General features: G+C 61.6%; 26 protein-coding genes and 1 pseudogene. 18 read left to right on the top strand and 9 right to left on the bottom strand.

Translation table 11 applies throughout. From position 1 onward, the window contains the following. The first annotated feature begins 51 nt into the window (after window positions 1–51). From OUO20_RS10900 to OUO20_RS10980, 16 genes and pseudogenes are all read left to right on the top strand, one after another. Window positions 52–714, top strand: coding sequence for a pilus assembly protein TadG-related protein (locus tag OUO20_RS10900; protein ID WP_268001723.1), 663 nt, complete (start codon window positions 52–54; stop codon window positions 712–714). Continuing rightward, window positions 603–995, top strand: coding sequence for a hypothetical protein (locus tag OUO20_RS10905; RefSeq protein WP_268003485.1), 393 nt, complete (start codon window positions 603–605; stop codon window positions 993–995). The genes OUO20_RS10900 and OUO20_RS10905 overlap by 112 nt, the downstream gene beginning before the upstream one ends. Window positions 996–1,028: 33 nt before the next feature. Next, window positions 1,029–1,817, top strand: a complete 789-nt coding sequence (gene cpaB, locus OUO20_RS10910) for a Flp pilus assembly protein CpaB (RefSeq protein WP_268001724.1) — start codon at window positions 1,029–1,031, stop codon at window positions 1,815–1,817. Continuing rightward, window positions 1,814–3,019: an AAA family ATPase gene (locus OUO20_RS10915; protein ID WP_268001725.1), complete on the top strand. Its 1,206-nt coding sequence runs from the start codon at window positions 1,814–1,816 to the stop codon at window positions 3,017–3,019. The genes cpaB (OUO20_RS10910) and OUO20_RS10915 overlap by 4 nt, the downstream gene beginning before the upstream one ends. Beyond that, a complete protein-coding gene (locus tag OUO20_RS10920) occupies window positions 3,016–4,515 on the top strand; it encodes a CpaF family protein (protein ID WP_268001726.1) in 1,500 nt (499 codons plus the stop codon). The genes OUO20_RS10915 and OUO20_RS10920 overlap by 4 nt, the downstream gene beginning before the upstream one ends. 2 nt (window positions 4,516–4,517) lie before the next feature. Next, window positions 4,518–5,468 carry a type II secretion system F family protein gene (locus OUO20_RS10925; RefSeq protein ID WP_268001727.1) on the top strand — a complete coding sequence of 317 codons (951 nt, stop codon included), beginning with the start codon at window positions 4,518–4,520 and terminating at the stop codon, window positions 5,466–5,468. Window positions 5,469–5,485: 17 nt separating this feature from the next. Further along, window positions 5,486–6,373 carry a type II secretion system F family protein gene (locus OUO20_RS10930; protein ID WP_268001728.1) on the top strand — a complete coding sequence of 296 codons (888 nt, stop codon included), beginning with the start codon at window positions 5,486–5,488 and terminating at the stop codon, window positions 6,371–6,373. 484 nt (window positions 6,374–6,857) lie between these two features. Further along, entirely contained in the window at window positions 6,858–7,097 is a 240-nt protein-coding gene (locus OUO20_RS10940; RefSeq protein WP_268001730.1) for a Flp family type IVb pilin, read from the top strand. Window positions 7,098–7,211: 114 nt separating this feature from the next. Beyond that, on the top strand, window positions 7,212–7,601 hold the full coding sequence (locus OUO20_RS10945; RefSeq protein ID WP_268003420.1) for a TadE family protein: 390 nt from the start codon (window positions 7,212–7,214) through the stop codon (window positions 7,599–7,601). Further along, the gene (locus tag OUO20_RS10950; protein WP_268001731.1) at window positions 7,589–8,623 is read left to right on the top strand and encodes a pilus assembly protein TadG-related protein; all 1,035 of its coding nucleotides are present in this window, start codon (window positions 7,589–7,591) and stop codon (window positions 8,621–8,623) included. Before OUO20_RS10945 ends, OUO20_RS10950 begins: the two co-directional genes overlap by 13 nt. Before the next feature lie 40 nt (window positions 8,624–8,663). Then, a complete protein-coding gene (gene cpaB, locus OUO20_RS10955; RefSeq protein WP_268001732.1) occupies window positions 8,664–9,434 on the top strand; it encodes a Flp pilus assembly protein CpaB in 771 nt (256 codons plus the stop codon). Continuing rightward, window positions 9,431–10,627, top strand: a complete 1,197-nt coding sequence (locus OUO20_RS10960; RefSeq protein ID WP_268001733.1) for an AAA family ATPase — start codon at window positions 9,431–9,433, stop codon at window positions 10,625–10,627. The genes cpaB (OUO20_RS10955) and OUO20_RS10960 overlap by 4 nt, the downstream gene beginning before the upstream one ends. Beyond that, window positions 10,628–12,171, top strand: a pseudogene (locus tag OUO20_RS10965) (ATPase, T2SS/T4P/T4SS family). 6 nt (window positions 12,172–12,177) lie between these two features. Continuing rightward, complete coding sequence (locus tag OUO20_RS10970) at window positions 12,178–13,110, top strand: type II secretion system F family protein (protein ID WP_268001734.1); 933 nt, start codon at window positions 12,178–12,180, stop codon at window positions 13,108–13,110. A gap of 7 nt (window positions 13,111–13,117) precedes the next feature. After that, a complete protein-coding gene (locus tag OUO20_RS10975; protein ID WP_268001735.1) occupies window positions 13,118–14,002 on the top strand; it encodes a type II secretion system F family protein in 885 nt (294 codons plus the stop codon). A gap of 93 nt (window positions 14,003–14,095) precedes the next feature. After that, the gene (locus OUO20_RS10980; RefSeq protein ID WP_018769154.1) at window positions 14,096–14,575 is read left to right on the top strand and encodes an Hpt domain-containing protein; all 480 of its coding nucleotides are present in this window, start codon (window positions 14,096–14,098) and stop codon (window positions 14,573–14,575) included. A gap of 3 nt (window positions 14,576–14,578) precedes the next feature. Here OUO20_RS10980 and OUO20_RS10985 read toward each other — a convergent pair whose 3' ends face one another. Beyond that, window positions 14,579–15,364: a response regulator transcription factor gene (locus tag OUO20_RS10985; RefSeq protein WP_268001736.1), complete on the bottom strand. Its 786-nt coding sequence runs from the start codon at window positions 15,362–15,364 to the stop codon at window positions 14,579–14,581. Between the two features lie 253 nt (window positions 15,365–15,617). Between OUO20_RS10985 and OUO20_RS21510 the strand changes: the two genes are divergently transcribed. Together OUO20_RS21510 and OUO20_RS21515 are read left to right on the top strand one after the other, a co-directional pair. Further along, window positions 15,618–16,547 carry a hypothetical protein gene (locus tag OUO20_RS21510; RefSeq protein ID WP_326498029.1) on the top strand — a complete coding sequence of 310 codons (930 nt, stop codon included), beginning with the start codon at window positions 15,618–15,620 and terminating at the stop codon, window positions 16,545–16,547. Further along, window positions 16,439–17,284, top strand: a complete 846-nt coding sequence (locus OUO20_RS21515; protein ID WP_326498030.1) for a sensor histidine kinase — start codon at window positions 16,439–16,441, stop codon at window positions 17,282–17,284. Before OUO20_RS21510 ends, OUO20_RS21515 begins: the two co-directional genes overlap by 109 nt. Here the strand turns inward: OUO20_RS21515 and OUO20_RS10995 are convergent, their stop codons facing one another. The 8 genes from OUO20_RS10995 to OUO20_RS11030 all read right to left on the bottom strand — a co-directional run bounded on the left by OUO20_RS10995 (window position 17,285) and on the right by OUO20_RS11030 (window position 22,533). Continuing rightward, window positions 17,285–18,178 (bottom strand): tRNA pseudouridine synthase A, encoded by an 894-nt coding sequence (locus OUO20_RS10995; protein ID WP_026265745.1) that lies wholly within the window; start codon window positions 18,176–18,178, stop codon window positions 17,285–17,287. A gap of 32 nt (window positions 18,179–18,210) precedes the next feature. Then, complete coding sequence (gene rplQ / locus OUO20_RS11000) at window positions 18,211–18,792, bottom strand: 50S ribosomal protein L17 (RefSeq protein WP_026265744.1); 582 nt, start codon at window positions 18,790–18,792, stop codon at window positions 18,211–18,213. Between the two features lie 68 nt (window positions 18,793–18,860). Further along, on the bottom strand, window positions 18,861–19,871 hold the full coding sequence (locus OUO20_RS11005; RefSeq protein WP_013601812.1) for a DNA-directed RNA polymerase subunit alpha: 1,011 nt from the start codon (window positions 19,869–19,871) through the stop codon (window positions 18,861–18,863). 130 nt (window positions 19,872–20,001) lie between these two features. After that, window positions 20,002–20,403: a 30S ribosomal protein S11 gene (gene rpsK / locus OUO20_RS11010; protein ID WP_018769149.1), complete on the bottom strand. Its 402-nt coding sequence runs from the start codon at window positions 20,401–20,403 to the stop codon at window positions 20,002–20,004. Between the two features lie 54 nt (window positions 20,404–20,457). After that, window positions 20,458–20,832 carry a 30S ribosomal protein S13 gene (gene rpsM, locus OUO20_RS11015; protein WP_003803743.1) on the bottom strand — a complete coding sequence of 125 codons (375 nt, stop codon included), beginning with the start codon at window positions 20,830–20,832 and terminating at the stop codon, window positions 20,458–20,460. A gap of 184 nt (window positions 20,833–21,016) precedes the next feature. Then, window positions 21,017–21,130, bottom strand: coding sequence for a 50S ribosomal protein L36 (gene rpmJ, locus OUO20_RS11020; RefSeq protein ID WP_009358722.1), 114 nt, complete (start codon window positions 21,128–21,130; stop codon window positions 21,017–21,019). Window positions 21,131–21,201: 71 nt separating this feature from the next. Continuing rightward, entirely contained in the window at window positions 21,202–21,423 is a 222-nt protein-coding gene (infA, locus tag OUO20_RS11025) for a translation initiation factor IF-1 (protein WP_009358723.1), read from the bottom strand. A gap of 171 nt (window positions 21,424–21,594) precedes the next feature. Continuing rightward, window positions 21,595–22,533: a P1 family peptidase gene (locus OUO20_RS11030; RefSeq protein WP_268001737.1), complete on the bottom strand. Its 939-nt coding sequence runs from the start codon at window positions 22,531–22,533 to the stop codon at window positions 21,595–21,597. Window positions 22,534–22,634 lie beyond the last annotated feature (101 nt).

Below are 22,634 nucleotides of genomic sequence, written 5' to 3' on the forward strand. Positions count from 1 at the left end.
CCGAAACCGGACGCTGAGCGTGGTGCCGTCGGGGTCCTGGTGGCTGGCATCATGCTCGTCCTCATCGGTGCTGGTGCCCTGGCAGTTGATGTCGGACAGGTCTACGCTGAGCGAGCCCAACTCCAAAACGGCGCTGACGCCGGCGCCTTGGCAGTCCTGGACGCTTGCCATCAAACAGGATGTTCCCAGTCAATCGCCGAAGGTGTCGCTCAAGGTATGGCCGACGGCAACTCCAACGATGGTTCGTCGACCGTATTCGAAGTAGACCAAAACGTTGCTAACCAAGTGACGGTTCGGACCACAACGCGGGATGGCGTCAGCGGCGCTGGCTTCCTTCGGCAGATGTTCTCTGCTGCGCTCAACGCGCCCCCAGCAACCGTGGGCGCGCACGCGACAGCGGCTTTAACCCTCCCGGCAGCGGCTCCGGCTTTCCTTTGGCAATCTCGGACAACTGCTTCAATCTCTCCACCGCGACCCCAACCGCAGAAGTTCAGAAGATCTCTTACAAACCTGGTGGAACCTGCACCGGCCCCTCTGGCACGCAGATTCCGGGAGGTTGGGGATGGCTTGACCAAAGCTCCCCCTGTGAAGCAACTACTGAGGTGGGTAGCAACGAACTCGGGTCCGATCCGGGAAACAATCCTCCGAGCGGCTGCCAGACAATCCTCCTCCAATGGAAGGCCACCATCCTGGCCGGCGGTGAAGTCAAAGTAGCTTTTCCAATTTTCGATGACGCAACGAACCAAGGCCAGAACGGCCAGTTCAACATTATCGGCTACGCCACCTTCAAGATCTGGGGCTGGAAGTTCGGCAACAACCATGCATACGAGTTTCGTAACGCAGCCAGCGACCCGGGTATGACGAGCGCCTTGGCTTGCACAGCCGGACAGGCCCGTTGCGTTATCGGGCAATTCATCAAGTTCGAGTCTATTGGGTCCTTCACTGGGCCTCCCGGGGCTGATTTCGGGACCTCTATTGCTCACCTCATCAACTAGCAAAGGCATCAACCAAATTATTAAGGGGATCAAATGAAAACACGCCTACTGGGAGGCATTGCCGCACTGCTTGTGGCCGTCATAGGGACGGTGATGCTGGTCATGTACGTCCAAAATGCAGACAAACGGGCTCTCGCCGACACCGAAACAGAATCCGTCTACGTCGTTGAAAAGCCCGTTGCGGCCGGCACCGCCGCTGACAAGCTGGCTGCTTCCGTTGCCAAGAAGGAAGTCCCAAAATTGGCGCTGGCCTCTGACACGGTCAGCAGCTTGAGCGATCTTGGGGACAAAGTAACAGCTGTTCCCCTCGTACCCGGGGAGCAACTCCTTTCATCTCGCCTGGTCGACGCTAACTCCCTGCTTGGCCCGTCCAGGGTTCAGGTGCCGGAGGGGATGCAGGAGATCACGCTTAAACTGCCAATCGAGCGCGTTGTTGGTGGCGTCCTGAAAGCGGGAGACACCGTTGGCCTATTCATTTCCTTGGACGATGCAACAACGAACGCTGCCACCGGTGATGTCGTCAGCAAGTCCAGCGGTACACAGCTAACGTTCCACAAAGTCCTGGTCACAGCATCACAGTTCAGCAACGGCACGGCCGCGAAGTCAGATTCTACTGCCACTGCTTCCGCCGGCGGCTCAGCCCCTGCCAAGAAGGATGCCACCGGAGACGGTACCTACCTCATCACACTGGCCCGGGGTTCGGCAGACGCCGAAAAAATAGTTTTTGCCGCCGAGTTCGGCAACATCTACCTGTCCAGAGAACCCGGTAATGCCATTGAAGGCACAGTCGGCGTCGTAGACAAGACAAGGTTGTTCCGATGAGTCGCTTCGTCCTTATCACACCAGATGCAGATTTCGAGCAGAAGACCCGGCTTGCGACTGCAGGCATCCATGGTTCCCTTCAGGCCTTCCAAGCCGACTATCTGCCCGAGGGCCCGCAGGACTTCCTGCGGCAGCTCGTAGGGGAACCCCCTGAGGTCCTAATCCTTGGCCCTGGGCTTCCGGTAGACGATTCCTTGAAGCTGGCCTCGGTCATGGATCTCCAATTTCCAGAAATAAGTGTTGTGCTCGTGGTCCCGGAAACCTCCGACGTGGTCATCAAGGCCATGCGCTCTGGAGTCCGGGACCTGCTGGATCCGGGATCCGATCCCGACGCCATCCGCGTCATGTTGGAAAGAGCCAGCCTAGCGGCTGCAGGCCGCCGTAGGGGCCTGGCTCCTGGGACTTCCGAACACGCGGACCACGGAAAAGGCGGTCGGGTCGTGGCAGTGATGTCACCAAAGGGAGGCGTCGGCAAGACGACGATAGCTACGAACCTCGCTGTCGGCCTGGCCAAAGCCGCACCTATGGGGGTTGTCATTGTCGACCTGGATCTCCAGTTCGGCGATGTGGCCAGCGGCTTGCTGCTTGAACCCGAACACACCATTACGGATGCCGTCGTGGGGGCAGCGAGCCAAGACTCCATGGTCCTGAAGACCTACCTCACAGTCCATCCGGCCGGGATCTACGCCCTCTGCGCCCCGCGCAATCCTGTCGAGATGGACAGGATCACAGGAGAACATGTCTCACGGCTGCTCACCCAGCTGAAAGAGGAATTCCACTACATCATCGTGGACACCGCACCGGGCCTGGGGGAACACGTCCTGGCGACGCTTGAACATGCTTCTGACGCAGTCTGGGTCTGCGGCATGGATATTCCGAGCATCAGGGGGCTGCGCACCGGGTTCCAAATCCTTGATGAATTGAACCTCATGCCGGCCCAGCGCCACGTGGTGCTGAATATGGCCGATCGCCGGACAGGACTGACTCTGCAGGACGTTGAGGCAACTATCAACGCACCAGTTGATGTAGTACTTCCGAGATCCAAGTCGCTGCCGTACTCGACCAACAAGGGAATTCCGCTTCTTCAGGACGGGAGCCGGGACCCAGCCACGAAGGGCCTACGGAAGCTGGTTGACCGTTTCAAACCCGACTGGGAATCACGAACCCACAAACAGCTGCACAGAAGGGCGGTAGTACAGTGAGCCTCACCGATCGGTTCCAGCAGCTCCGGGGTGAATCCAAGCCAACCCAGGAGTCCAAGCCAAGCAGCCCTTTCGACGGCGCCTTCCTCGCGCCACCTGCGCCGGCCACTCTGGGTAAGATCCAGGAAGCCAAGACTGCAGAAGCCGCCGCAAGTGCAGTGGTGACGCTGGAAGTGCCCCAAACGGGAGCGGTGGCAAGTGACGCCCTGACTTCCTTGAAGGAAAGAGCCAGCCAAGCCCTCTATGAGCGACTCGGGTCACGGATTACGGATTCGTCTCTTGAGGAGGCCGAGCTCCATCAGTTTGTACGGGATGAGTTGAAAATTGTCGTTGACGAAGAACAGGTGCCCCTTTCCGGTGCCGAACGCCAGCGGCTGATTCGGGAAATCATAGACGACGTGCTCGGTCATGGCCCCATCCAACGCTACCTGGACGATCCATCGATTACTGAAGTGATGGTCAACCGCTTCGACCAGGTTTACGTCGAGCGCCAAGGCCACCTTTTCTTGACTGACACGAAATTCAGTTCGGATGACGCCCTGCGCAGAGTGATCGAGCGGATAGTGTCAAAGGTCGGCCGGCGGATCGACGAATCGTCACCCTTAGTGGACGCAAGGCTGGCAGACGGTTCGCGCGTCAATGCCATCATCCCTCCGCTCGCTGTGAACGGGCCCGCCCTCACCATCCGAAAATTCGGCCGGGACCCGCTTACCGTCAACAATCTGATCGCCCTCGGCAGCCTCTCTCCTGAGATGGCGGAACTGTTAAGGGCTTGTGTCTTGGCGAGAATGAATATCATCGTTTCGGGTGGCACTGGTACCGGTAAAACGACCCTTCTCAACGTATTGTCCTCATTCATCCCGTCGGACGACAGGATCGTCACCATAGAGGACGCCGTCGAACTCCAACTCCAGCAGGACCATGTGATCCGGCTCGAGAGCCGCCCCCAAAACATTGAGGGTAAGGGCGCAGTCTCCATCCGGGATTTAGTGCGGAACTCCCTCCGCATGCGCCCGGACCGAATCGTGGTGGGCGAGGTCCGCGGCGGGGAATGTTTGGACATGCTGCAAGCCATGAACACTGGACATGATGGGTCTATCTCGACTGTGCATGCCAACACACCGAGGGACGCTATAGCCAGGCTGGAGACCTTGGTGCTGATGGCCGGCATGGATATCCCGCTGCGTGCGGTTCGAGAACAGGTTGCCTCAGCGATCAACCTGATAGTGCACATTTCAAGGCTCCGGGACGGCACCCGCCGGGTCACGCATATCACCGAAGTCCAGGGGATGGAGGGAGACGTGGTCACCCTTCAAGATGCTTTTGTCTTCGACTATTCAGCTGGAATAGACGCCAATGGCAAGTTTTTGGGCAAACCGGTGCCAACCGGTGTGAGGCCCCGGTTCACGGACCGGTTTGCCGAGTTGGGCATACCTATTTCCCCATCGGTATTTGGTGCCCAATTGGCCAGCGGGCCCAGATCAAAGGGGCGGTAGTTATGTTGCAGGAGGTCTCGCCGGCGATTTTTATTGCCGGACTGTTCCTGGTCTATCTGGCGCTCGTCCTGTTCGGTTGGGTTGTCTTCAAGAACAGCGCCGCCATCCCCATGTCGCGTCGCCGGCCGGATGTCGTTCCGCATTCCACGGGGTTGAGCCGACTCACTGAACGTGCTGTGGGCGTCCTCAACAGGAGCGTTAAAGAACGGGGCAATCGCTTCTTGAGCAGGGATCGCTTGGACGAATGCGGGCTCAAGAAGGATCCGGGTGACTACCTGCTCATGGGCGGCGTGATTACCCTCCTTGCAGGAGTCACTGGATTCTTCCTCGGCGGGTTTGCACCCGCTCTTCTCCTAACGCTCGTTACGCCGGTGCTGCTCCACCTCGCCTTGAAGTTGTTGGCTGCCAGACGGCGGCGTCAGTTCGACGATCAGGTTCCGGACACGCTGCAGATGCTGGCCGGCGGCTTGCGCGCGGGCCATAGCTTGCTTCGTGCTGTCGATGCTGCGGCACAGGAAAGCCAGATGCCGATGTCTGAAGAGCTCAGCAGGATTGTGAATGAAACCCGGATTGGACGTGACCTTGGAGAGTCGCTTGCCGATGTGGCCCGGCGTACGCAGAGCGAGGACTTCGCGGCCATCGCCCAAGCGATTGAAATCCACCGGGAAGTTGGTGGGGACCTGGCAGAGGTATTTGATCATCTGGGTGACACAGTTCGCGACCGTAATCAGGTTCGCGGACAGATCCGGGCGTTGAGCGCTGAAGGCCGTATGTCAGCGCTGGTCCTGATGTCACTGCCTGTTGTGATGTTCCTGGGCCTGACTGCCTTCAATGAGTTGTACTCCCGAACGTTCTACACCACTTTGCCCGGCTATCTGATGATTGCTGCCGGACTTATCCTCTTGACTCTTGGCGGTCTGTGGCTGAAGAGCCTCGTCAAGCCGAAGTTCTAGAAAGCAGGTGATTGTCAATGCAAGTGATCGCATATGCCGGCATCCTGGCCATCGTGCTGCCAGTAACCCTTATGACGTTCCTCGTCTTCACCGGCGACCGGGCTGGGCTGCGCAACATCCAGGCCAATCTTGGCAAGGCCGTAAAGGTGAAGCGTCAAGGATTCAGTGTCAACGTGACGTTGACCGAGGTAAGCCAGAGGCTGACACCGAATGGTTACGCCGGCTGGCTGGACAAGCAGCTGGCCGGCGCCGGGCGTCCGAAAGAATGGCCTCTGGCACGAGTCATCATGATCAAGCCGCTGCTCGCCCTTACGGGGGCCGTCCTCGGCTATCTGTTCTTCCTGTCCTCCCCCACTGCCCCCAACTTCCTGATCATGCTGGCCATCACGACGTTGTGCTACTTCGTACCGGACATCCTCATCAGGAACAGGGCACAGAAACGCCGCGAGGCCATCCGTTTGGAACTCCCGAATGCCTTGGACCAGATGCTGATCGCGGTCCAAGCCGGACTGGGTTTCGAAATGGCCATGGGACGTGCAGGCAACAACGGCAGCGGCCCGTTGGCAGATGAACTGATCCGCACACTGCAGGACATCCAAGTGGGAAGGTCTCGCAAGGAAGCCTACTTGGAGATGGCTGACCGGATCGACGTGCCAGATGTTCGCAGCTTCATCCGGGCGGTTGTTCAGGCAGACGCCTACGGTGTCGCCATCGCAGGCGTACTCAAGGCCCAGGCATCGGACATGCGGATCAAACGGAAACAACGTGCTGAGGAACACGCAATGAAGATGCCGGTCAAGATGCTGTTCCCGCTGATCTTCTTCATCCTGCCCACGTTGTTCATTGTGGTCCTAGGACCATCCGTGATCAGCATCATGGAGCTGTTCTCCGGAGGCACCTTGTGATTCGACGGCCAGCCCGCGCTGTTCGATCCCACTTGTGGCAGGTCTTCCTTACCAAGGAAAGGGGCGCCACGTCGACCGAGTACGGTGTGCTCATGAGCTTCATTGCGGTAGCAACGATTGCCGTCATTACCCTCTTCGGCCTGGCGCTGCAGGGCTGGTTCGACGAACTTACAGTCCACTTGAAACTACTGCTGGGTATCCCCTGACCGCCCTTTTTCGGGCACGAAACTCCCTGAGATATCGCCCACGCGCCTCCGGCGCCCCATAGACAGGACCCCCTCGGCACCCAGAACCGAGGGGGTCCGTTTGTGCGCGCTTACGTACCCAAATCCCAGTATTAACGCAGGAAAAGCGCAGGAAAGGTACACCCCATAAAGCCTTCGCGCAGGATGTTCCAAGATCCGGCAGAAAGGCGGGAGCCCGTTGCTAACTTGATTTCAGAGCTGGTGCTGGACCAGCTTCCTCACTCGCTCAGGAGTCTCAAATGCTTTCTCTCTACACCAACATCACGACCCGCCTCCACACCAACGAAAAGGGTGCAACCGCCGTTGAGTACGGCATCATGGTTGGCCTCATCGCCGTTGTCATCATCGTCGCCGTCAGCCTCCTCGGCGGCACGCTTAACTTGATGTTCGAAGAAGTCCAGTGCCGCGTCAGCGGTGGGGCTTGGACCGCAACAGCTGCTACCGCCACTGCTGCCGCCAGCGGAAGCTGCGCCCCGTAACTCTCCGCCAAAGGTCGCCTACGACCCCATGCCGCTAAGACTAAAGCAGTGGCGGTGGCATTGCCGCCGCCACTGCTTTATGTAAGCAAGCCGCCGCTCCGAAAGGCAACCACCATGTCCAAGGCATCTGAGCGTGGAGCCGTTGCGGTGGAGTTTGCCATCGTTGCCCCCGTCCTTGTCATGCTGCTCTTGGGCATTATGGAATTCAGCCGTGCCTACAACGCTCAGGCCTCGCTTTCCGCAGCTGCACGTGAAGGCGTCCGGGTGATGGCCATTACCGGCAATGCAACGACAGCCAAGTCAGCAGCAAAATCCGCAGCGGTGTCCCTGAAGCCCGGATTGCAGGATGCCAACATAGTTTTTGGGCCGGCCTGCCCTTCAATGGTTAGCACCGGTACCAGTCCCCAGGCCACCGTCACCATCACCTACTCCCTGTCCACACTTACGGGAATAGCGGGACCGTTCACGATGTCCGGCAAAGGAGCGATGCTGTGCGGCGGCTGACGTTGGGGAACAAGAATAACGACGGCGAACGCGGCACCGTCAGCGTGATCGTCGCCATTATGCTGGTGGTTCTGTTGGGCTTCGGTGCCATGGCTGTAGATGTCGCCATGCTTTATGCAGAGCGCGCTCAACTTCGAAACGGTGCTGATGCGGCCGCTCTCGCTGTGGCCCAGAAGTGTGCGAAAAGCGCCAGCGACCCCGACTGCTCAAACACCTCTTCTCTCGCGCGAAGCCTGGCCAACAGCAACGCCAATGATGGGCGGAGCAATATCAAGTCGATCGCCCTCAACACAACCGGCCGTACCGTGACGGCCACCGTCGGGTCTCAGGAAGCCGGTCACGTGCCGAACCAGGTGTCCCTTTTCCTTGCCCGCGCCCTCGGCTTCAACACCACCGAGGTCAATGCCCCATCAACTGTTGGGTGGGGCAGTCCGGAAAAGGGCCCGACCGTCTTTCCCATTACGGTGTCCATCTGCCAGGTCCGGGGCCAGACAGCGATAATGCAGCTTCTGCAACTGCACGGAAAGAACGCCAATCCCGACTGCAACTACGGCCCCTCCGGCGCCGCGGTACAAGGCGGCTTCGGCGGCCTCAAGCAGGACAGCGGTCAATGCGGTGCGCTAATTGACATCAAGGCGAGCACAGGCACTGCCGGTGGGTCCACCGGTGTTGATCCACCCTCAAACTGCGAAACCCTGCTGAATGGCTGGGCGGCCGACATGAACGCGGGCAAGGATGTGATCCTGCTGCTGCCAATTTTCAATTCCGTGACAGGCACCGGATCCGGCGCCGTCTACGGGCTCACAACATTCGCGGCATTCAAGGTGGCCGGCTGGAAAGTCGGCAACACAGGTCTCCCCTACACTTTCCGCAACCGAACACCGGACGTCCCGGCGGCTTTGGAATGCCGCGAGCCGTGCCGCGGCATCATCGGAAGTTTCGTCCAATACGTTTCCCTCGCCAAGGGCTACAAATTGGGAGACGTCAACCCTGATGGTGCAACCGTCGTCGAATTCCGTTAGCCCTGCAATCCATGATCCATGAACGATCCAGGAGAAATCCGTGAAGTCCCGTTTGCTAGCCGGAATATTGGCGGTGCTGCTCGCCGTCGTCGGCGCAGTCATTGTAGTGACCTACGCCCAGGGGGCAGACCAGCGGGCAGTCGCAAACCTCGATCCCGTTGGAGTCCTGGTGGTGAACAAAGAGGTGCCGGCCGGCGCATCCATCGAAACTCTGAAAACCGCCGTGTCGCTTCAGCAGTTGCCGGGCACCGCGGTCGCAAAGACTGCCTTGAACACCCTTGACGGATCCGCGGGGAAGGTCACGTCTGCTGACCTTGTGCCGGGCGAACAGGTAGTGTCCGAACGGCTGGTCTCCCCCGAGGAACTGAAGACCTCCGGCTCCGTGCCCGTGCCCCCAGGGCTGCAGGAAGTTTCATTCCAGCTTGAGCCGCAGCGGGTTATCGGAGGCCGCTTGGCTCCAGGCGACACGATAGGCATCTTCATCTCCCTACCCAATGGCGGGCTCGAGGCGAAGCCGGACAAGGAAACTGTCCAGCTCTCGATCCATAAGGCGCTGGTGACTGCAGTGCAGCGCGCACCCGAAGCGGCAGCGGCAAAGCCCTCCGCCACCACAACCGACCCTGCCCAGCCAAACCCCAAGGACGTAAACCTGCCCACGGGGATGCTCATGGTCACGGTGGCCGTTAACGACGTGAACTCGAACAAGATCGTTTTCGCCGCAGAGTATGCTTCCCTTTGGCTCAGCCGCGAACCACTGGATGCCCAGGACAGCGGGCCGCGCGTCATGACCCGGCAGGACCTGTACAAGTGAGCCGCTTCGTCCTTATCACTCCCGACACCGACTTCGACGCCCGATTGCGCCAAGCCGTGGCAGGAGGCCTGCAAGGTGGAGTCCAGACGTTCTTCACCAGTCTGCTCCCCGCGGACCCGCACCAGCTCTTCGCGAGCCTCGACCAGGAGCAGCCTGAGGTCCTGATCTTGGGACCTGACGTGCCTCTGGAAGAAGCACTTCGATTCTCGACCATCTTGAACGTCAGCTTCCCGGAGCTCGGCGTGATTGTCGCAGCCGAGCCCGAGCCGGACTTCCTTCTGTACGCTATGCGGGCAGGCATCAAAGACATCGTTTCCCCGGATTCCGACGCTGCACAGCTGCGGGTCCTGCTGGAACGAGCCAGCCAATCCTTCGCCAGCCGGCACCGCGTACTCGCACCCCAGCAGGCAGCTGAGAGCAACAAGGGCCTGGTGATCGGCGTCTTCTCGCCAAAGGGCGGCGTGGGCAAAACCACCATCGCCACCAACATCGCCATCGGGCTGGGAAAGATCGCCCCCATGAGCGTAGTGATTGTGGACCTCGACCTTCAGTTCGGTGATGTCGCTTCGGGCCTGTACCTGGACCCGGAGCACACAGTTACTGACGCCGTGACTCCAGCCGCGAGCCAGGATTCTCTGGTACTCAAGGCATTCCTAACGGTGCATCCAAGCAGCATTTATGCCCTCTGTGCTCCCCCCACCCCCGTCGATGCTGACGAGATCACTCCCGAACAGATCGGCAGGTTGCTCGAACAGCTGTCACAGCAGTTTCAGTACGTGGTGGTGGACACCGCGCCTGGCCTCCCGGAGATTGGTCTCGCGGCCATGGAAAAGTGCACCGATGTGATCTGGGTGGCCGGCATGGACATTCCGAGTGTGCGGGGCCTTCGTTCCGGCCTGGAGATCCTGCGCCAGCTGGATATCATTCCTGATACCCGCCATGTTGTGCTCAATATGGCTGACTCCAAGAACGGCCTCACAGTCCAGGACCTTGAGTCAACCATTGGGGCGCCGATTGACGTGAGCATCCCCCGTTCGCGTGCCGTTGCCCTATCCACTAACCGGGGAATCCCGGTCCTCCAAGAGCCGGTAAAGGACCCGGCGGTAAAGGGGCTTAACCACCTCGTCGAGCGATTCAATCCCGCATGGCGGGCAAAGTCCCAGCGCAAACTGCACCGAAGGGTAGTGGTCTAAGTGAAACTTTCAGAGCGGATTAATGCCGCGCAGACGAAAAGCCAGCCGGCCACCCAGCCTGCCCCTGCCAAGGCATCGACGCCCTCACGCGCGGTGCCGCGTCCCGAAGTTCCCGCCCAACGCGTGCAGTGGCTGGAGCAGACCAAGGAAAAGCAGACGACGGCGGCGCCGGCTGCCGTGGATGCCAGCCCACGTCTTGAAGAGCCGAAGCCAAAACTTCAGCAACCAGTCGATGTTTTCGCAGCACTTAAGCAACGGGCAGCGACAGCCCTCTTTGAGCATTTGGGCGCCCGATTTAACGACTCCGCCATCACCGAGCATGATCTGAAGACCGCAGCACGCGATGAACTTACACGGATCATCGACTCTGAGCAGGTTCCACTGTCGCCCGACGAGCGCACGCGCTTGATCCAGGATGTCGCGGATGATGTCCTTGGATACGGCCCGCTGCAGCGGTTGCTGGATGACTCGGCCGTTACGGAAATCATGGTCAACCGCATGGACCAGATCTATGTGGAGCGCAAAGGTCACCTCACCCTGGCCGATACCAGGTTCAGTTCGGAGGAGCACCTCCGCAAGGTGATTGAGCGCATTGTGTCCAAGGTGGGCCGCCGCATCGACGAGTCATCCCCGTTGGTGGACGCCCGCCTGGAAGACGGTTCCCGAGTCAATGCCGTGATCCCTCCCCTGGCCGTCGGCGGTTCTTCGCTGACCATCCGTAAGTTCAGCAAGGTACCGCTCACCGTGCGCAACCTCATCGACTTCGGCACGCTCACGCCCGAGATGGCAGAACTCCTGAACGCCTGTGTCAAAGCGAAGCTGAACATCATCGTCTCGGGCGGTACAGGTACCGGAAAGACCACGTTGCTCAATGTGCTGTCCTCCTTCCTCCCGGCTGATGAACGAATCGTCACCATCGAGGACGCGGTGGAACTCCAAATCCAGCAGGAGCACGTTGTCCGGCTGGAAAGCCGCCCCCAAACACGGAGGGCAAAGGTGAGGTGACTATCCGCGAGCTCCTTCGGAATTCTTTGCGAATGCGCCCCGATCGCATCGTGGTGGGCGAGGTCCGCGGCGGCGAATCGCTGGACATGCTGCAGGCCATGAACACCGGCCACGACGGCTCCCTCTCCACCGTTCACTCCAACTCGCCCCGCGACGCGGTGGCCCGCCTTGAGACCCTGGTGCTGATGGCCGGCATGGATCTTCCGCTGCGCGCTATCCGCGAGCAGATCGCCTCCGCCGTGAACCTGATCGTGCAGATTTCCCGGCTCCGTGACGGGTCCCGCCGCATCACCCACGTCACCGAAGTGCAGGGCATGGAAGGAGACATCGTGACCCTCCAGGACGCCTTTGTCTTCGATTACTCCGCCGGAGTGGACGCCCACGGCAAGTTCCTGGGCAAACCGGTCGCGACGGGCATCCGGCCACGCTTCATTGACCGGTTCGAGGACCTTGGCATCCACGTTTCGCCTGCCGTCTTCGCTACCCCGTCCGGTGCTGCTCCGGCTGGCTCAAACCCCTCTGGCACCGGAAAGGACTAGGACCGCATGTTGATCGTCATCGGAGCCACCCTCCTCTTCCTTGCCCCCATCATGGTGGGCGTTGCCCTGGTGCTGCCCCGTACCCCCGACATCGCACTCGAAAGGCGCCGGCCTTTTCAAGCAGATCCGCCGTCGAACCTCACCCGGCTCGCTGACGGGACGGTTGGTACCCTGCGCCGGTTCCTCGCAACCCGAAACGTCCGTCTCTACAACCGTGAGGCACTTGAAAACGCCGGCGTCCGCTTTGACCAGGCCGAATACATGGTGCTGGTCATTGCTGGCGCCATCGTGGGAGTACTGGTAGGGCTGGTGATCGGAGTACCTGTGATCTCCGTCCTGCTGTTTATCCTGGCGCCTTTCGCAGGCCACCTTGTGCTCGGATTCCTGGCAGGCAAGCGCCGGACCAAGTTCGACAGCCAGCTTGGCGACACGCTTCAACTTCTCTCCGGCGGTCTCCGGGCGGGACACAGCATCCTTCGTGCCATCGACGCCGCGGCAGCCGAATCCCAGAGTCCCACCGCCGAGGAGATGCGGCGGGTTATCACCGAGACAAGCCTGGGCCGCGATCTGTTGGCCTCGCTCAATGACACCGCAGACCGGATGAAGAACGAGGACTTCGTGTGGATCTCGCAGGCCATCCAGATCAACCGCGAAGTGGGCGGAAACCTGGCTGAGGTGCTTGACCAGGTGAATGAAACCATCCGCGAGCGCAGCGAGATCAAAGGACACATCAAGTCGCTCGCTGCTGAGGGCAAATTCTCCGCCTATATCCTCATCGCGATGCCGTTCGGCATCGTGGTGATGCTGATGATGGTCAATCCGGGCTACATGAATTCGATGTTCACCCACCCGCTTGGATGGGCCATGATCGGAGCATCCGTGGTACTGATGACAATCGGCAGCCTGTGGATGCGCAAAATTATCGATCTGAAGTTCTGAGGCGATCATGAGTCCACTGATAATTTCCTCGCTGTTGCTGGTTTCCGTCCCCGTCGGTTACCTGGCATGGTCCATTCTCTCCGTAGATCGCAAGGCCCGCACGGCTACGGTGGCCATCCTCAACCGTGGACGTATGGTTCCCGAGGCAACTAAAAAGAAGTCGTCAGGTTTGTTGGCGGGAATCGGCTACCGCCTGACGCCGCCCGCCTACGTCCGGAAACTGGACCGGTTGCTGTCACTGGCCGGCAGGCCGCTGTCCATGCCGTTGGAAAAGGTCCTCAGCGCCAAGCTCGGCCTGGGCCTGGTCGGCGCGTCATTTGGCCTCTACCTCGCGACCATTGGCACCACGCCCATCATGAAACTTGCCGGGCTCTTCGTCATCTTCTTGGGCTACTTCATCCCGGATCTCCTCCTGTACAGCAAGGGCCTGGAGCGGCAGAAGGCGATGCAGCTGGAACTGGCCAACACGCTGGACCAAATGCTGATTTCAGTGGAAGCCGGGCTGGGCTTCGAAGGCGCCATGGCCCGGGCAGGCGAGAACGGCAAGGGCCCCCTTGCCGAAGAACTTGTCCGCACCCTGCAGGACATGCAGGTGGGACGCAGCCGCCGTGAGTCTTACATCGCACTGGCGGAACGGACCAACATCCCGGAACTGCGCAGCTTTGTGCAGGCCGTGGTGCAGGCGGACACGTACGGAATCGCCATCAGCCGGGTCCTGCGCGTCCAGGCGAAGGTCATGCGGGTCAAACGGCGCCAGCGGGCCGAGGAAAAGGCCATGAAGCTGCCCGTCATGATCCTTTTCCCGCTGCTGTTCTTTATTTTTCCGGTCCTCTTCATTGCCATTCTGGGGCCGGCCGTAATCAATACAGTGGTGACCTTCAGCGGCCAGTAAAGATGCTCAGCGCGGCGGCAAGGTTGTCTCAAGGTTTACACAGAATGATGAAAAACAGGACCCCGAAGCATTTCCAGGAAGTAGCCTTGAACAATGAACAGTCCCGATCCCGGTTCCAGCGGAAAGAGCCCCGCTGCGGACTTCCCGCTGTCCGGGGTCGGTTTTCCTCCCGCTCCCGCTCCCGCCGGCGTGGACCCCTCACTGGAAGCGGCCGCTCTCTTGCCGTTGGTTGATGCCGCAGTGCTGGCGGAACTCGAAGATGAGCTGGCCGGGTCCGGACTGGCGCAGCGCTTCGCCAGGGACTACGCGGCCATGTGGGACGTGCGGCTGGCCCGGCTGGGAACAGCGGTGCTGAGCCGGGACGGGGACTCTGCCCTGGACGCGGTCATCAGCCTCAAAATCAGTTCCGCCATGGTGGGCGGGGTACGGCTGGCAAAGCTCGCCGAACTCCTGGAGGGCCTGATCCGGCGGGGTGACTTTGTCCAGGGGCAGGCGATGATGGCAGGCGTGGCCCAGGACGGGGCACGCACCGTGTCCGAACTGCAGTCAACCTACATCATGGAGAACGGCTAGCAGTTAAGCATCGTCCGGCCGCCTCGGCGCCAGCCGGTAACCCACCCCACGGACTGTCTGCAGCCAGCGCGGGGACAACTGGTCCTCTTTGAGCTTGCGCCGCAGGTTTCCCACGTGGACCTCCACCGCCCGCTCGTCCGCCTCGCTGATGTAGGTGTCCCGGTCATAGAAATCGCCCCGCACCGCCCGCACCAGGTCCGCCCTGGTGCACACGGCACCACCGCCCTTCAGCAACACGTGGAGCAGGTCGAACTCGCTGCGGGTCAGGCCCAGCGGCTCGCCCTTAACCTCCACGGTGCGTGTCCGGTGGTTCAACAGGAGTCCGTTGTGCCGCAGGACGCCGGGCTCGGGCTGCGCGGCGGCCGGAGCCGCTGCGTGTCCCCCATGTGGTGTAGACGCGTCCTGCCCGTTCACCTCGTGGCGCGGCCTGCGCATCATGGCCGCCACCCTGGCCCTGAGTTCCCTGGGCCTGAAGGGCTTGGCGATATAGTCATCCGCGCCCGCATTCAGTGCTGACAGCAGGTCCGGTTCGTCGGTCCGGCCAGTCAGCATGACCACGTACGCATTGCTGAAATTCCGGATTCGCCGCAAAACCTCGAACCCGTCGATATCCGGCAGGCCAATATCGAGCGTCACAACATTGGCCTGCTTAGCGCGAACCACCTCAACCCCGGCCCGCCCATCAACGGCCGTATGCACTTCGAATCCCGCCTGGGTCAAGACACCTTCAAGGAGGTTGCGTACGTCGGCGTCGTCCTCGATAACCACCGCTACACCAAGATCGTCCATTAATACCCCTGCGCCAGGCGGAGATGGCCCCCCATTGGCCCAGCGCCAATGCCATTCCCGCTCCAACAATTTATACGCTACTAGTAAGCCCGGCTGTGCACATCCGAATCGACACTGAAAATTGAAAAGTCAATTACTATGACAAGACATGTGCATTATCCAAGGGAAAGGGTGCTGGCCAAGGTAACTGGGGGGAATTGCTACATCTTGGCGGCGCCTGCTTTCCGGACCTAAAGGGGTACGAGTCAGAAACATGGCCGAGCCGTTGTTCCAGCGTGGACCCGGACGCATCTTCCGGCGGCTGGGAACCCGCGCCCAAGTGGCGCTGTGCCAGCTCCCCCTTACCTTCCTTGTGCTTGTCATTGCCGTGGCCACCCCCTTCGCCTGGCCCTCACTCATGCACTCCCCCTTGTACGTGGCCGGCCTTGCCCTGAACGCGGTTTTGTTCCTGGGCTGCTTCCTGGTTCCCTGGGAACGCCTGGCGCACCGCCCATACCTGCTGATCCCCGTGCTGGACTTCGCGCTGATCGGGTTCCTGCGCAACGGCGCCGCTCCGCTCCTGCCGGGCCTCGCGGTACTGGTGGTCTTCCCAGTCATCTGGCTTTCCGCCTCCGGCATGCTGGCGCGCAGCAGCCTGGTGCTCAGTTTTGCGGGGCCCTTCCTGATCATGGTTCCATCTGCCGTGGGCCATTTCCCCACCGTCACGGCCTCGGACCTCACCACCGTCCTGCTCTTTCCCGTGATGATGCTCGCTGTATCCCTGGCCATCCGCTTCGCGAGCGTAAGCCTCCGGCAGCAGCAGCGTGAACTGGCGGACAAGGACCGTGAACTCCGCGAACTGCTGGCCGCAAGCCGGGAACGGGAGAAGCTGCTCGAAACTGTATTGGAGGCCACCGACGTCGGAATTGCCGCCGTCGACCGCTCCGGCCACTTCCTGGTGTCCAACAGCCGCCAGCGCAACTTCCGCCGTGTCACAGGCGCTGACGACGCCCTCCCCGGCCAGGGGCACCAGCTCATCTTTGGACAGGACCGGCGCACGCTGCTCCCCGGGACCGGCGGCCCATCAACAGGGCCATGGCGGGTGAGTCCTTCGCCGACTACCTGGTGTGGGCCGGCGAAGGCCCGGAGCAGCGCGCCATATCCACCGCCGCCCGCCCGCTGGTCGGCGAGGACGGCCGGCTGACCGGGGCAGTGGTGGTCTACACGGACGTCACCGGCTGGGTGGAGTCCCTGGCCGCGAACCAGGAGCTGGTGTCCAACGTCTCGCACGAGTTCAAGAACCCACTGAACTCGATTCTGGGCAACGTGGACCTGGTCCTGGACGACGCCGACAGCCTGCCCCGGCAGGTGGCCCAGCGCCTGCTCGTGGTGCAGCGCAACGCGGAACGGCTGCTGGACCTGGTGGCCGATTTGACGGCCTCCGCCTCCACCACCTTGAACGTCCACCCCAAGCGGACCGATCTGGCCAGCCTGGTGGAGACCAGCCTGGGTTCCGCCCAGGCCCTGGCGCAACGCTCCCACGTGGAGATCGCCGCCGATGTCCCCTCGCCGCTGTGGGCCTACGCGGATCCGCTGCGGATCGGGCAGGTGCTGGACAACCTGGTCTCCAACGCCATCAAGTACTCTCCCGACGGCGGCAAGGTCAGCATCAGCGCGGACGCAGACCGGCAGTGGGTCAGGCTGAGCGTCACAGACACCGGGATGGGCATGTCCAGCGAGGACGCGGCAAGGGCTTTCAACCGCTTCTTCCGCGCCGAGACCGCCCGGAAGGCCGCCATTCCAGGCGCAGGTCTGGGTCTGTCAATCACCCGAATGATTGTGGAGCGGCACGGCGGGACGATCGCCTGCGAGAGCGGCGAGGGCCAGGGCAGCACGTTTACGGTGACGCTGCCGGCCGAGGGTCCACCCCCGGCGTTCTAGTCAGGGCTCGCGGAGCGCCCGGGTCTGTTCGGCGCGGGCCAGGAGTTCGCTGTCCGAGGGGTAGGCCACTTCCTCAAGCACCAACGGATGCGGGGCGGCCAGGACCGACTTGGCGTCCCGCTTCTGCAGCAGCAGCCGTTCGTGCAGCCAGCCCGGCTCCACAACGCCTTCACCCACGTACAGCGCGGAGCCGATGAGGGCGCGCACCATGTTGTGGCAGAACGCATCAGCCTGGACGGTGGCCACAATGACGCCGTCCTCGCCGCGCCTGAACTCAAACCGCTGGAGTTCCCGGATGGTGGTGGCGCCTTCGCGCGGCTTGCAGAAAGACAGGAAGTTCTGCAGGCCCAGCAGCTGCGAGGCGCCCTCGTTCAGCAGTCCCACGTCCAGCGGATTCTTGTGCCACAACGTGAAATACCGCTCCAAGGGATCCCACAGGGCGGGCCCGTCTGCGATCCGGTAGCTGTAGCGGCGCCAGAGAGCCGAGAAGCGGGCGTCAAAGCCCACAGGTGCCAACGAGATGTCATGCACTTCCACGGCCCCGTGAAGATCGCCCAGGGCCCGGTTCAATGCCCCGCGGAGCCTGCGCAGCATGGCGACGGCGGGATCCAGTTCGTGCCCGCGCGGCAGGTTCTGCCACTCGTCTTCGGTGAGGTCCAGGTGGACCACCTGGCCGCGGGCGTGCACGCCGGCGTCGGTCCGTCCCGCCACGGTGACACGCACCGGACGGCGTACCAACAGGGCGATCGCCTCTTCCAGGACGCCCTGGATGGTGCGCCGTCCCGGTTGCAGCGCCCAACCGCTGAACGGGCCGCCGTCGTACGAAAGGTCAAGCCGGATACGCAAAAACCCGCCGCCCCCTGGAACGGGGGCCGCGGGTTTTTGGTGGTTCACAGACCTAAGTCTATGCGAAGAGAATCAGCGAATTACTTCGCGTCCTTCTCTTCGGCGGCGGGAGCCTCGGGAGCTTCCTCAGCGGCGGGAGCCTCTTCGGTTGCAGCCTCTTCAGCCGGAGCCTCAGCAGCTTCGGTCTCCACGGCCTCAGCCTCGGGAGCTTCTTCTGCAACGGGTGCAGCAGCAGCTTCCTTCTTGTCGGCATCGCGCTTGGCAGCGGAGGTAGCCTCGGCTACGACGGCCTGCTTGGCGGAAACCGGCTCGAGGACCAGTTCGATGACAGCCATGGGAGCGTTGTCGCCCTTACGGTTGCCGATCTTGGTGATGCGGGTGTAGCCGCCATCGCGGTTCTCCACAGCCTGGGCGATGTCGGTGAACAGCTCGTGGACGATGCCCTTGTTGCTGATCAGGCCGAGAACGCGGCGGCGGGAAGCGAGGTCGCCACGCTTGGCGAAGGTCACCAGGCGCTCTGCGTACGGCTTCAGGCGCTTGGCCTTGGTCACCGTGGTGGTGATCCGCTTGTGCTCGAACAGGGATGCTGCCAGGTTCGCGAGCATGAGGCGCTCGTGAGCCGGGCCGCCTCCGAGGCGCGGACCCTTAGTGGGGGTAGGCATAATTGTTTCTCCTCATGTGGAAGCCGTGGGCGGCACACCGTGGTGCTGCCCTCCGGCCAAGGTCTGGTTTAGAGTTCGTCGTCGCCGAAGGCGGCGTCGTCCTCTTCGATTGCTGCGGCGCGTGCTGCGAGGTCAAAACCGGGAGGCGAGTCCTTGAGGGACAGGCCCAGTTCAACCAGCTTTGCCTTGACCTCGTCAATGGACTTTGCACCGAAGTTGCGGATGTCCATCAGGTCAGCCTCGGAGCGGGCAACGAGTTCACCCACGGTGTGGATGCCCTCACGCTTGAGGCAGTTGTAGGAACGGACGGTGAGGTCCAGATCCTCGATCGGCAGTGCCATGTCGGCTGCCAGGGCAGCGTCGGTGGGCGACGGGCCGATCTCGATACCTTCAGCTGCGGTGTTCAGCTCACGGGCCAGACCGAACAGTTCCACCAGGGTGGTGCCTGCGGAAGCGACGGCATCGCGCGGGGCGATGGCCTGCTTGGTCTCGACGTCGACAATCAGCTTGTCGAAGTCGGTGCGCTGCTCAACACGGGTTGCTTCCACGCGGAAAGTAACCTTCAGCACCGGCGAGTAGATGGAGTCGACCGGGATACGGCCGATCTCTGCATCGCCGGACTTGTTCTGAGCTGCCGAAACGTAGCCGCGGCCGCGCTCGATGGTCAGTTCGAGTTCGAACTTGCCCTTCGAGTTCAGCGTGGCGATGTGCAGATCCGGGTTGTGGAATTCGACGCCGGCCGGCGGAGCGATATCCGCGGCGGTGACGACTCCGGGGCCCTGCTTGCGCAGGTAAGCCACGACGGGCTCGTCGTGCTCGGAGGAAACCGACAGGCTCTTGATGTTAAGGATGATCTCGGTGACATCTTCCTTGACACCCGGAACCGTGGTGAACTCGTGCAGCACACCATCGATCCGGATGCTGGTTACGGCAGCACCGGGGATGGAGGAGAGCAGGGTACGGCGGAGGGAGTTTCCGAGGGTGTAGCCGAAGCCCGGTTCCAGCGGTTCGATGATGAAACGCGAACGGTTTTCGGAGACTACCTCTTCGGAGAGGGTGGGGCGCTGTGCAATGAGCACTTAGGTTTCCTTTCGGCGAGCATCCGCTATATGACGCAACACAGGTGGTGGAAATTCGGTCTGAAGACTTAACGCGCTGGGCTTGCCCGGACCATCGCTGGTCCGGGCAAGCTCCTGCTGCGGAAAAGAATTAGACGCGGCGGCGCTTCGGCGGGCGGCAGCCGTTGTGGGCTGCGGGGGTGACGTCCTGGATGGAGCCAACCTCGAGGCCTGCGGCCTGCAGCGAACGGATTGCCGTCTCGCGACCGGAACCCGGTCCCTTGACGAAAACGTCTACCTTGCGCATGCCGTGCTCCTGCGCACGCTTGGCAGCGGCTTCAGCAGCCATCTGTGCAGCGAACGGGGTGGACTTGCGCGAGCCCTTGAAGCCAACCTCACCGGAGGAAGCCCAGGAAATAACAGCGCCGTTCGGATCCGTGATGGAAACGATGGTGTTGTTAAAGGTGCTCTTGATGTGCGCCTGGCCAAGCGCGATATTCTTCTTGTCCTTCTTACGCGGCTTGCGAACCGCGCCACGAGTCTTCGGGGGCATTTTTTCTCCTACAGAAAGTTATTGGGGAAAGTCCGTAAATCCCGAGCGGGGATTTTAACGGGCCTTCTTCTTGCCGGCGACGGTACGCTTCGGGCCCTTGCGGGTACGTGCGTTGGTCTTCGTACGCTGACCGCGTACGGGCAGGCCCTTGCGGTGGCGCAGGCCTTCGTAGCTGCCGATTTCAACCTTGCGGCGGATATCTGCTGCTACTTCGCGGCGAAGGTCACCCTCAACCTTGTAGTTGCCTTCAATGTAGTCACGCAGCTCAACCAGCTGGGCGTCAGTCAGGTCCTTGACGCGAACGTCAGCGCTGATGCCCGTGGCAGCCAGGGTTTCGTGTGCACGGGTCTTGCCCACGCCGTAGATGTAAGTAAGCGCAATTTCCAGCCGCTTTTCGCGGGGAATGTCTACGCCAGCGAGACGAGCCATAGTGGCAGTACTCCTTGATAAACCGGAGGTCGTAGGCAGTACACCCGCATGTTCCATGCGGCCCCAGCCTCCGACCGGGGGTTAGCTGTCCGGACTCTTTCGAGCTCAATGTTCCAGATCAGCTTGTGCTGCCTTTATTTACTTGCGTGGGTTAGCAACCCAGGATTTCCTTCAGGGAAGGAAATTAGCCCTGGCGCTGCTTGTGGCGCGGGTTCTCGCAGATCACCATGACCCGGCCATTACGGCGGATCACTTTGCACTTTTCGCAGATCTGCTTGACGCTCGGCTTGACCTTCATGGCGTTCCTTTGCGTGTAGCAGTGTGGTCAACTGGAGCAGCGGTCAGCTTGTGCTGAAGCCGCCCAGCAATTTACTTGTAGCGGTAGACGATACGACCACGGGTGAGGTCGTACGGGCTCAGCTCCACCACTACGCGGTCCTCGGGGAGGATTCGGATGTAGTGCTGACGCATCTTTCCAGAGATGTGTGCCAGAACGATGTGCTTGTTGGTGAGCTCAACGCGAAACATCGCGTTAGGCAGCGCCTCGGTCACAACGCCTTCGATCTCAATGACCCCGTCCTTCTTGGCCATACCCTCCGCTAACTGTTGTTGCCGCAGTCCCGCCGGAATGCACCGGGCATGACCACGAACGTTTTTGTTGGATCGATTGCCGCCTCCAGGCCCAAAAGGGCGTGGCAGTCCAGACAACCAACAAACAACACTACCCCGTTGGCCGGTAAAAGTTAAATCGGCCATAGTAGCCTACGCCGGGCGGTACGCACCATATTCGCCTGCTGGCGTGCTGACGCCTGCAGCGCTGGCCACGCCGTCCAGGATGGCCAGGCGGACGACGTCGGCCGCCGCACTCTGCAGCGTAATAAGGCTGACCTGCCGGGCAGCTTCGTCCGAGCGGTCCAGTGCCACGGCACCGGTCGCCAGGCAAAAAACGGTGTCCCCGTCGGCGAGGGTGTGGCTGGGATTCAAGGCACGGGCAATCCCCGCGTGCGAGGCAGCCGCCGTGCGCTTGCACTCGGCCGCATCAAGGACGGCATTCGTGGCCACCACGGCAAGGGTGGTGTTCGTCGTGGTCGCTGCTTTGATTGGCGCTGGAAAGCCAGGTTTGGTCTGGTCGAACGGGAGCCCGAGTGCGTTGACTATGGCCAGCGCGCCGACCACTACCCCGTTCTCCAGCGTGACCGACGCCGTGCCAACTCCCCCTTTGTATTGCCCCCTGCCAATAAGTGCCCCGGTTCCGGCACCCACGTTGCCGCGTTCGACGACGTGCCCTTCCTTCTGTGCTGCCGCGGCGGCCGTTGCCGCGTAGCCCATGTCCGGCGTCGGCCGTGCCTTGAAGTCGCCGCCCCTGCCAAGGTCGAAGATCGCGGCAGCGGGGACGATGGGCACGACGCCCCCGGGAACGGCGAACCCCCGCCCATTCTCCTCGCACCAGCGCTGGGCACCGGCCGCGGACGCCAGCCCGTAGGCGCTGCCGCCGGTCAGCACCACGGCGTCCACCGCCCTGACCAGGGTGGTGGGGTCAAGGGCGTCCGTTTCATGTGTGGCAGGGCCGCCGCCCTGGACCTCCACCGAACCCACGCAGCCCGGCGGCGGCAGGACCACGGTGACCCCGGTCAGCCAGCCCCCGCTGTCCTTGTGGACCTGGCCTACCCGGATGCCCGGCACGTCGGTGATGGTTCCCATTCCCCTATTCTCCCCTCTGTGAGCGCGCCCCTGCCGCATCGCGGGACTTTGTGCGAGACTGCATTCAACACAGCGTTAACGGGCGACGAAGCCTTGGATAA

Origin of the sequence: Arthrobacter sp. FX8 (assembly GCF_026723805.1) — a bacterium.
In the GTDB taxonomy this organism is placed as follows: domain Bacteria; phylum Actinomycetota; class Actinomycetes; order Actinomycetales; family Micrococcaceae; genus Arthrobacter.

What these genes read in the sequence shown, in the direction of transcription:
- OUO20_RS10900 (WP_268001723.1), top strand. Translation starts at nt 52, where the DNA reads ATGCTCGTCCTCATCGGTGCTGGTGCCCTGGCAGTTGATGTCGGACAG.
- cpaB (WP_268001724.1), top strand. Translation starts at nt 1,029, where the DNA reads ATGAAAACACGCCTACTGGGAGGCATTGCCGCACTGCTTGTGGCCGTC.
- OUO20_RS10915 (WP_268001725.1), top strand. Translation starts at nt 1,814, where the DNA reads ATGAGTCGCTTCGTCCTTATCACACCAGATGCAGATTTCGAGCAGAAG.
- OUO20_RS10925 (WP_268001727.1), top strand. Translation starts at nt 4,518, where the DNA reads ATGTTGCAGGAGGTCTCGCCGGCGATTTTTATTGCCGGACTGTTCCTG.
- OUO20_RS10930 (WP_268001728.1), top strand. Translation starts at nt 5,486, where the DNA reads ATGCAAGTGATCGCATATGCCGGCATCCTGGCCATCGTGCTGCCAGTA.
- OUO20_RS10940 (WP_268001730.1), top strand. Translation starts at nt 6,858, where the DNA reads ATGCTTTCTCTCTACACCAACATCACGACCCGCCTCCACACCAACGAA.
- OUO20_RS10945 (WP_268003420.1), top strand. Translation starts at nt 7,212, where the DNA reads ATGTCCAAGGCATCTGAGCGTGGAGCCGTTGCGGTGGAGTTTGCCATC.
- OUO20_RS10970 (WP_268001734.1), top strand. Translation starts at nt 12,178, where the DNA reads ATGTTGATCGTCATCGGAGCCACCCTCCTCTTCCTTGCCCCCATCATG.
- OUO20_RS10975 (WP_268001735.1), top strand. Translation starts at nt 13,118, where the DNA reads ATGAGTCCACTGATAATTTCCTCGCTGTTGCTGGTTTCCGTCCCCGTC.
- OUO20_RS10980 (WP_018769154.1), top strand. Translation starts at nt 14,096, where the DNA reads ATGAACAGTCCCGATCCCGGTTCCAGCGGAAAGAGCCCCGCTGCGGAC.
- OUO20_RS10985 (WP_268001736.1), bottom strand. Translation starts at nt 15,364, where the DNA reads ATGGACGATCTTGGTGTAGCGGTGGTTATCGAGGACGACGCCGACGTA.
- OUO20_RS21510 (WP_326498029.1), top strand. Translation starts at nt 15,618, where the DNA reads ATGGCCGAGCCGTTGTTCCAGCGTGGACCCGGACGCATCTTCCGGCGG.
- OUO20_RS21515 (WP_326498030.1), top strand. Translation starts at nt 16,439, where the DNA reads ATGGCGGGTGAGTCCTTCGCCGACTACCTGGTGTGGGCCGGCGAAGGC.
- rplQ (WP_026265744.1), bottom strand. Translation starts at nt 18,792, where the DNA reads ATGCCTACCCCCACTAAGGGTCCGCGCCTCGGAGGCGGCCCGGCTCAC.
- rpsK (WP_018769149.1), bottom strand. Translation starts at nt 20,403, where the DNA reads ATGCCCCCGAAGACTCGTGGCGCGGTTCGCAAGCCGCGTAAGAAGGAC.
- rpsM (WP_003803743.1), bottom strand. Translation starts at nt 20,832, where the DNA reads ATGGCTCGTCTCGCTGGCGTAGACATTCCCCGCGAAAAGCGGCTGGAA.
- rpmJ (WP_009358722.1), bottom strand. Translation starts at nt 21,130, where the DNA reads ATGAAGGTCAAGCCGAGCGTCAAGCAGATCTGCGAAAAGTGCAAAGTG.
- infA (WP_009358723.1), bottom strand. Translation starts at nt 21,423, where the DNA reads ATGGCCAAGAAGGACGGGGTCATTGAGATCGAAGGCGTTGTGACCGAG.
- OUO20_RS11030 (WP_268001737.1), bottom strand. Translation starts at nt 22,533, where the DNA reads ATGGGAACCATCACCGACGTGCCGGGCATCCGGGTAGGCCAGGTCCAC.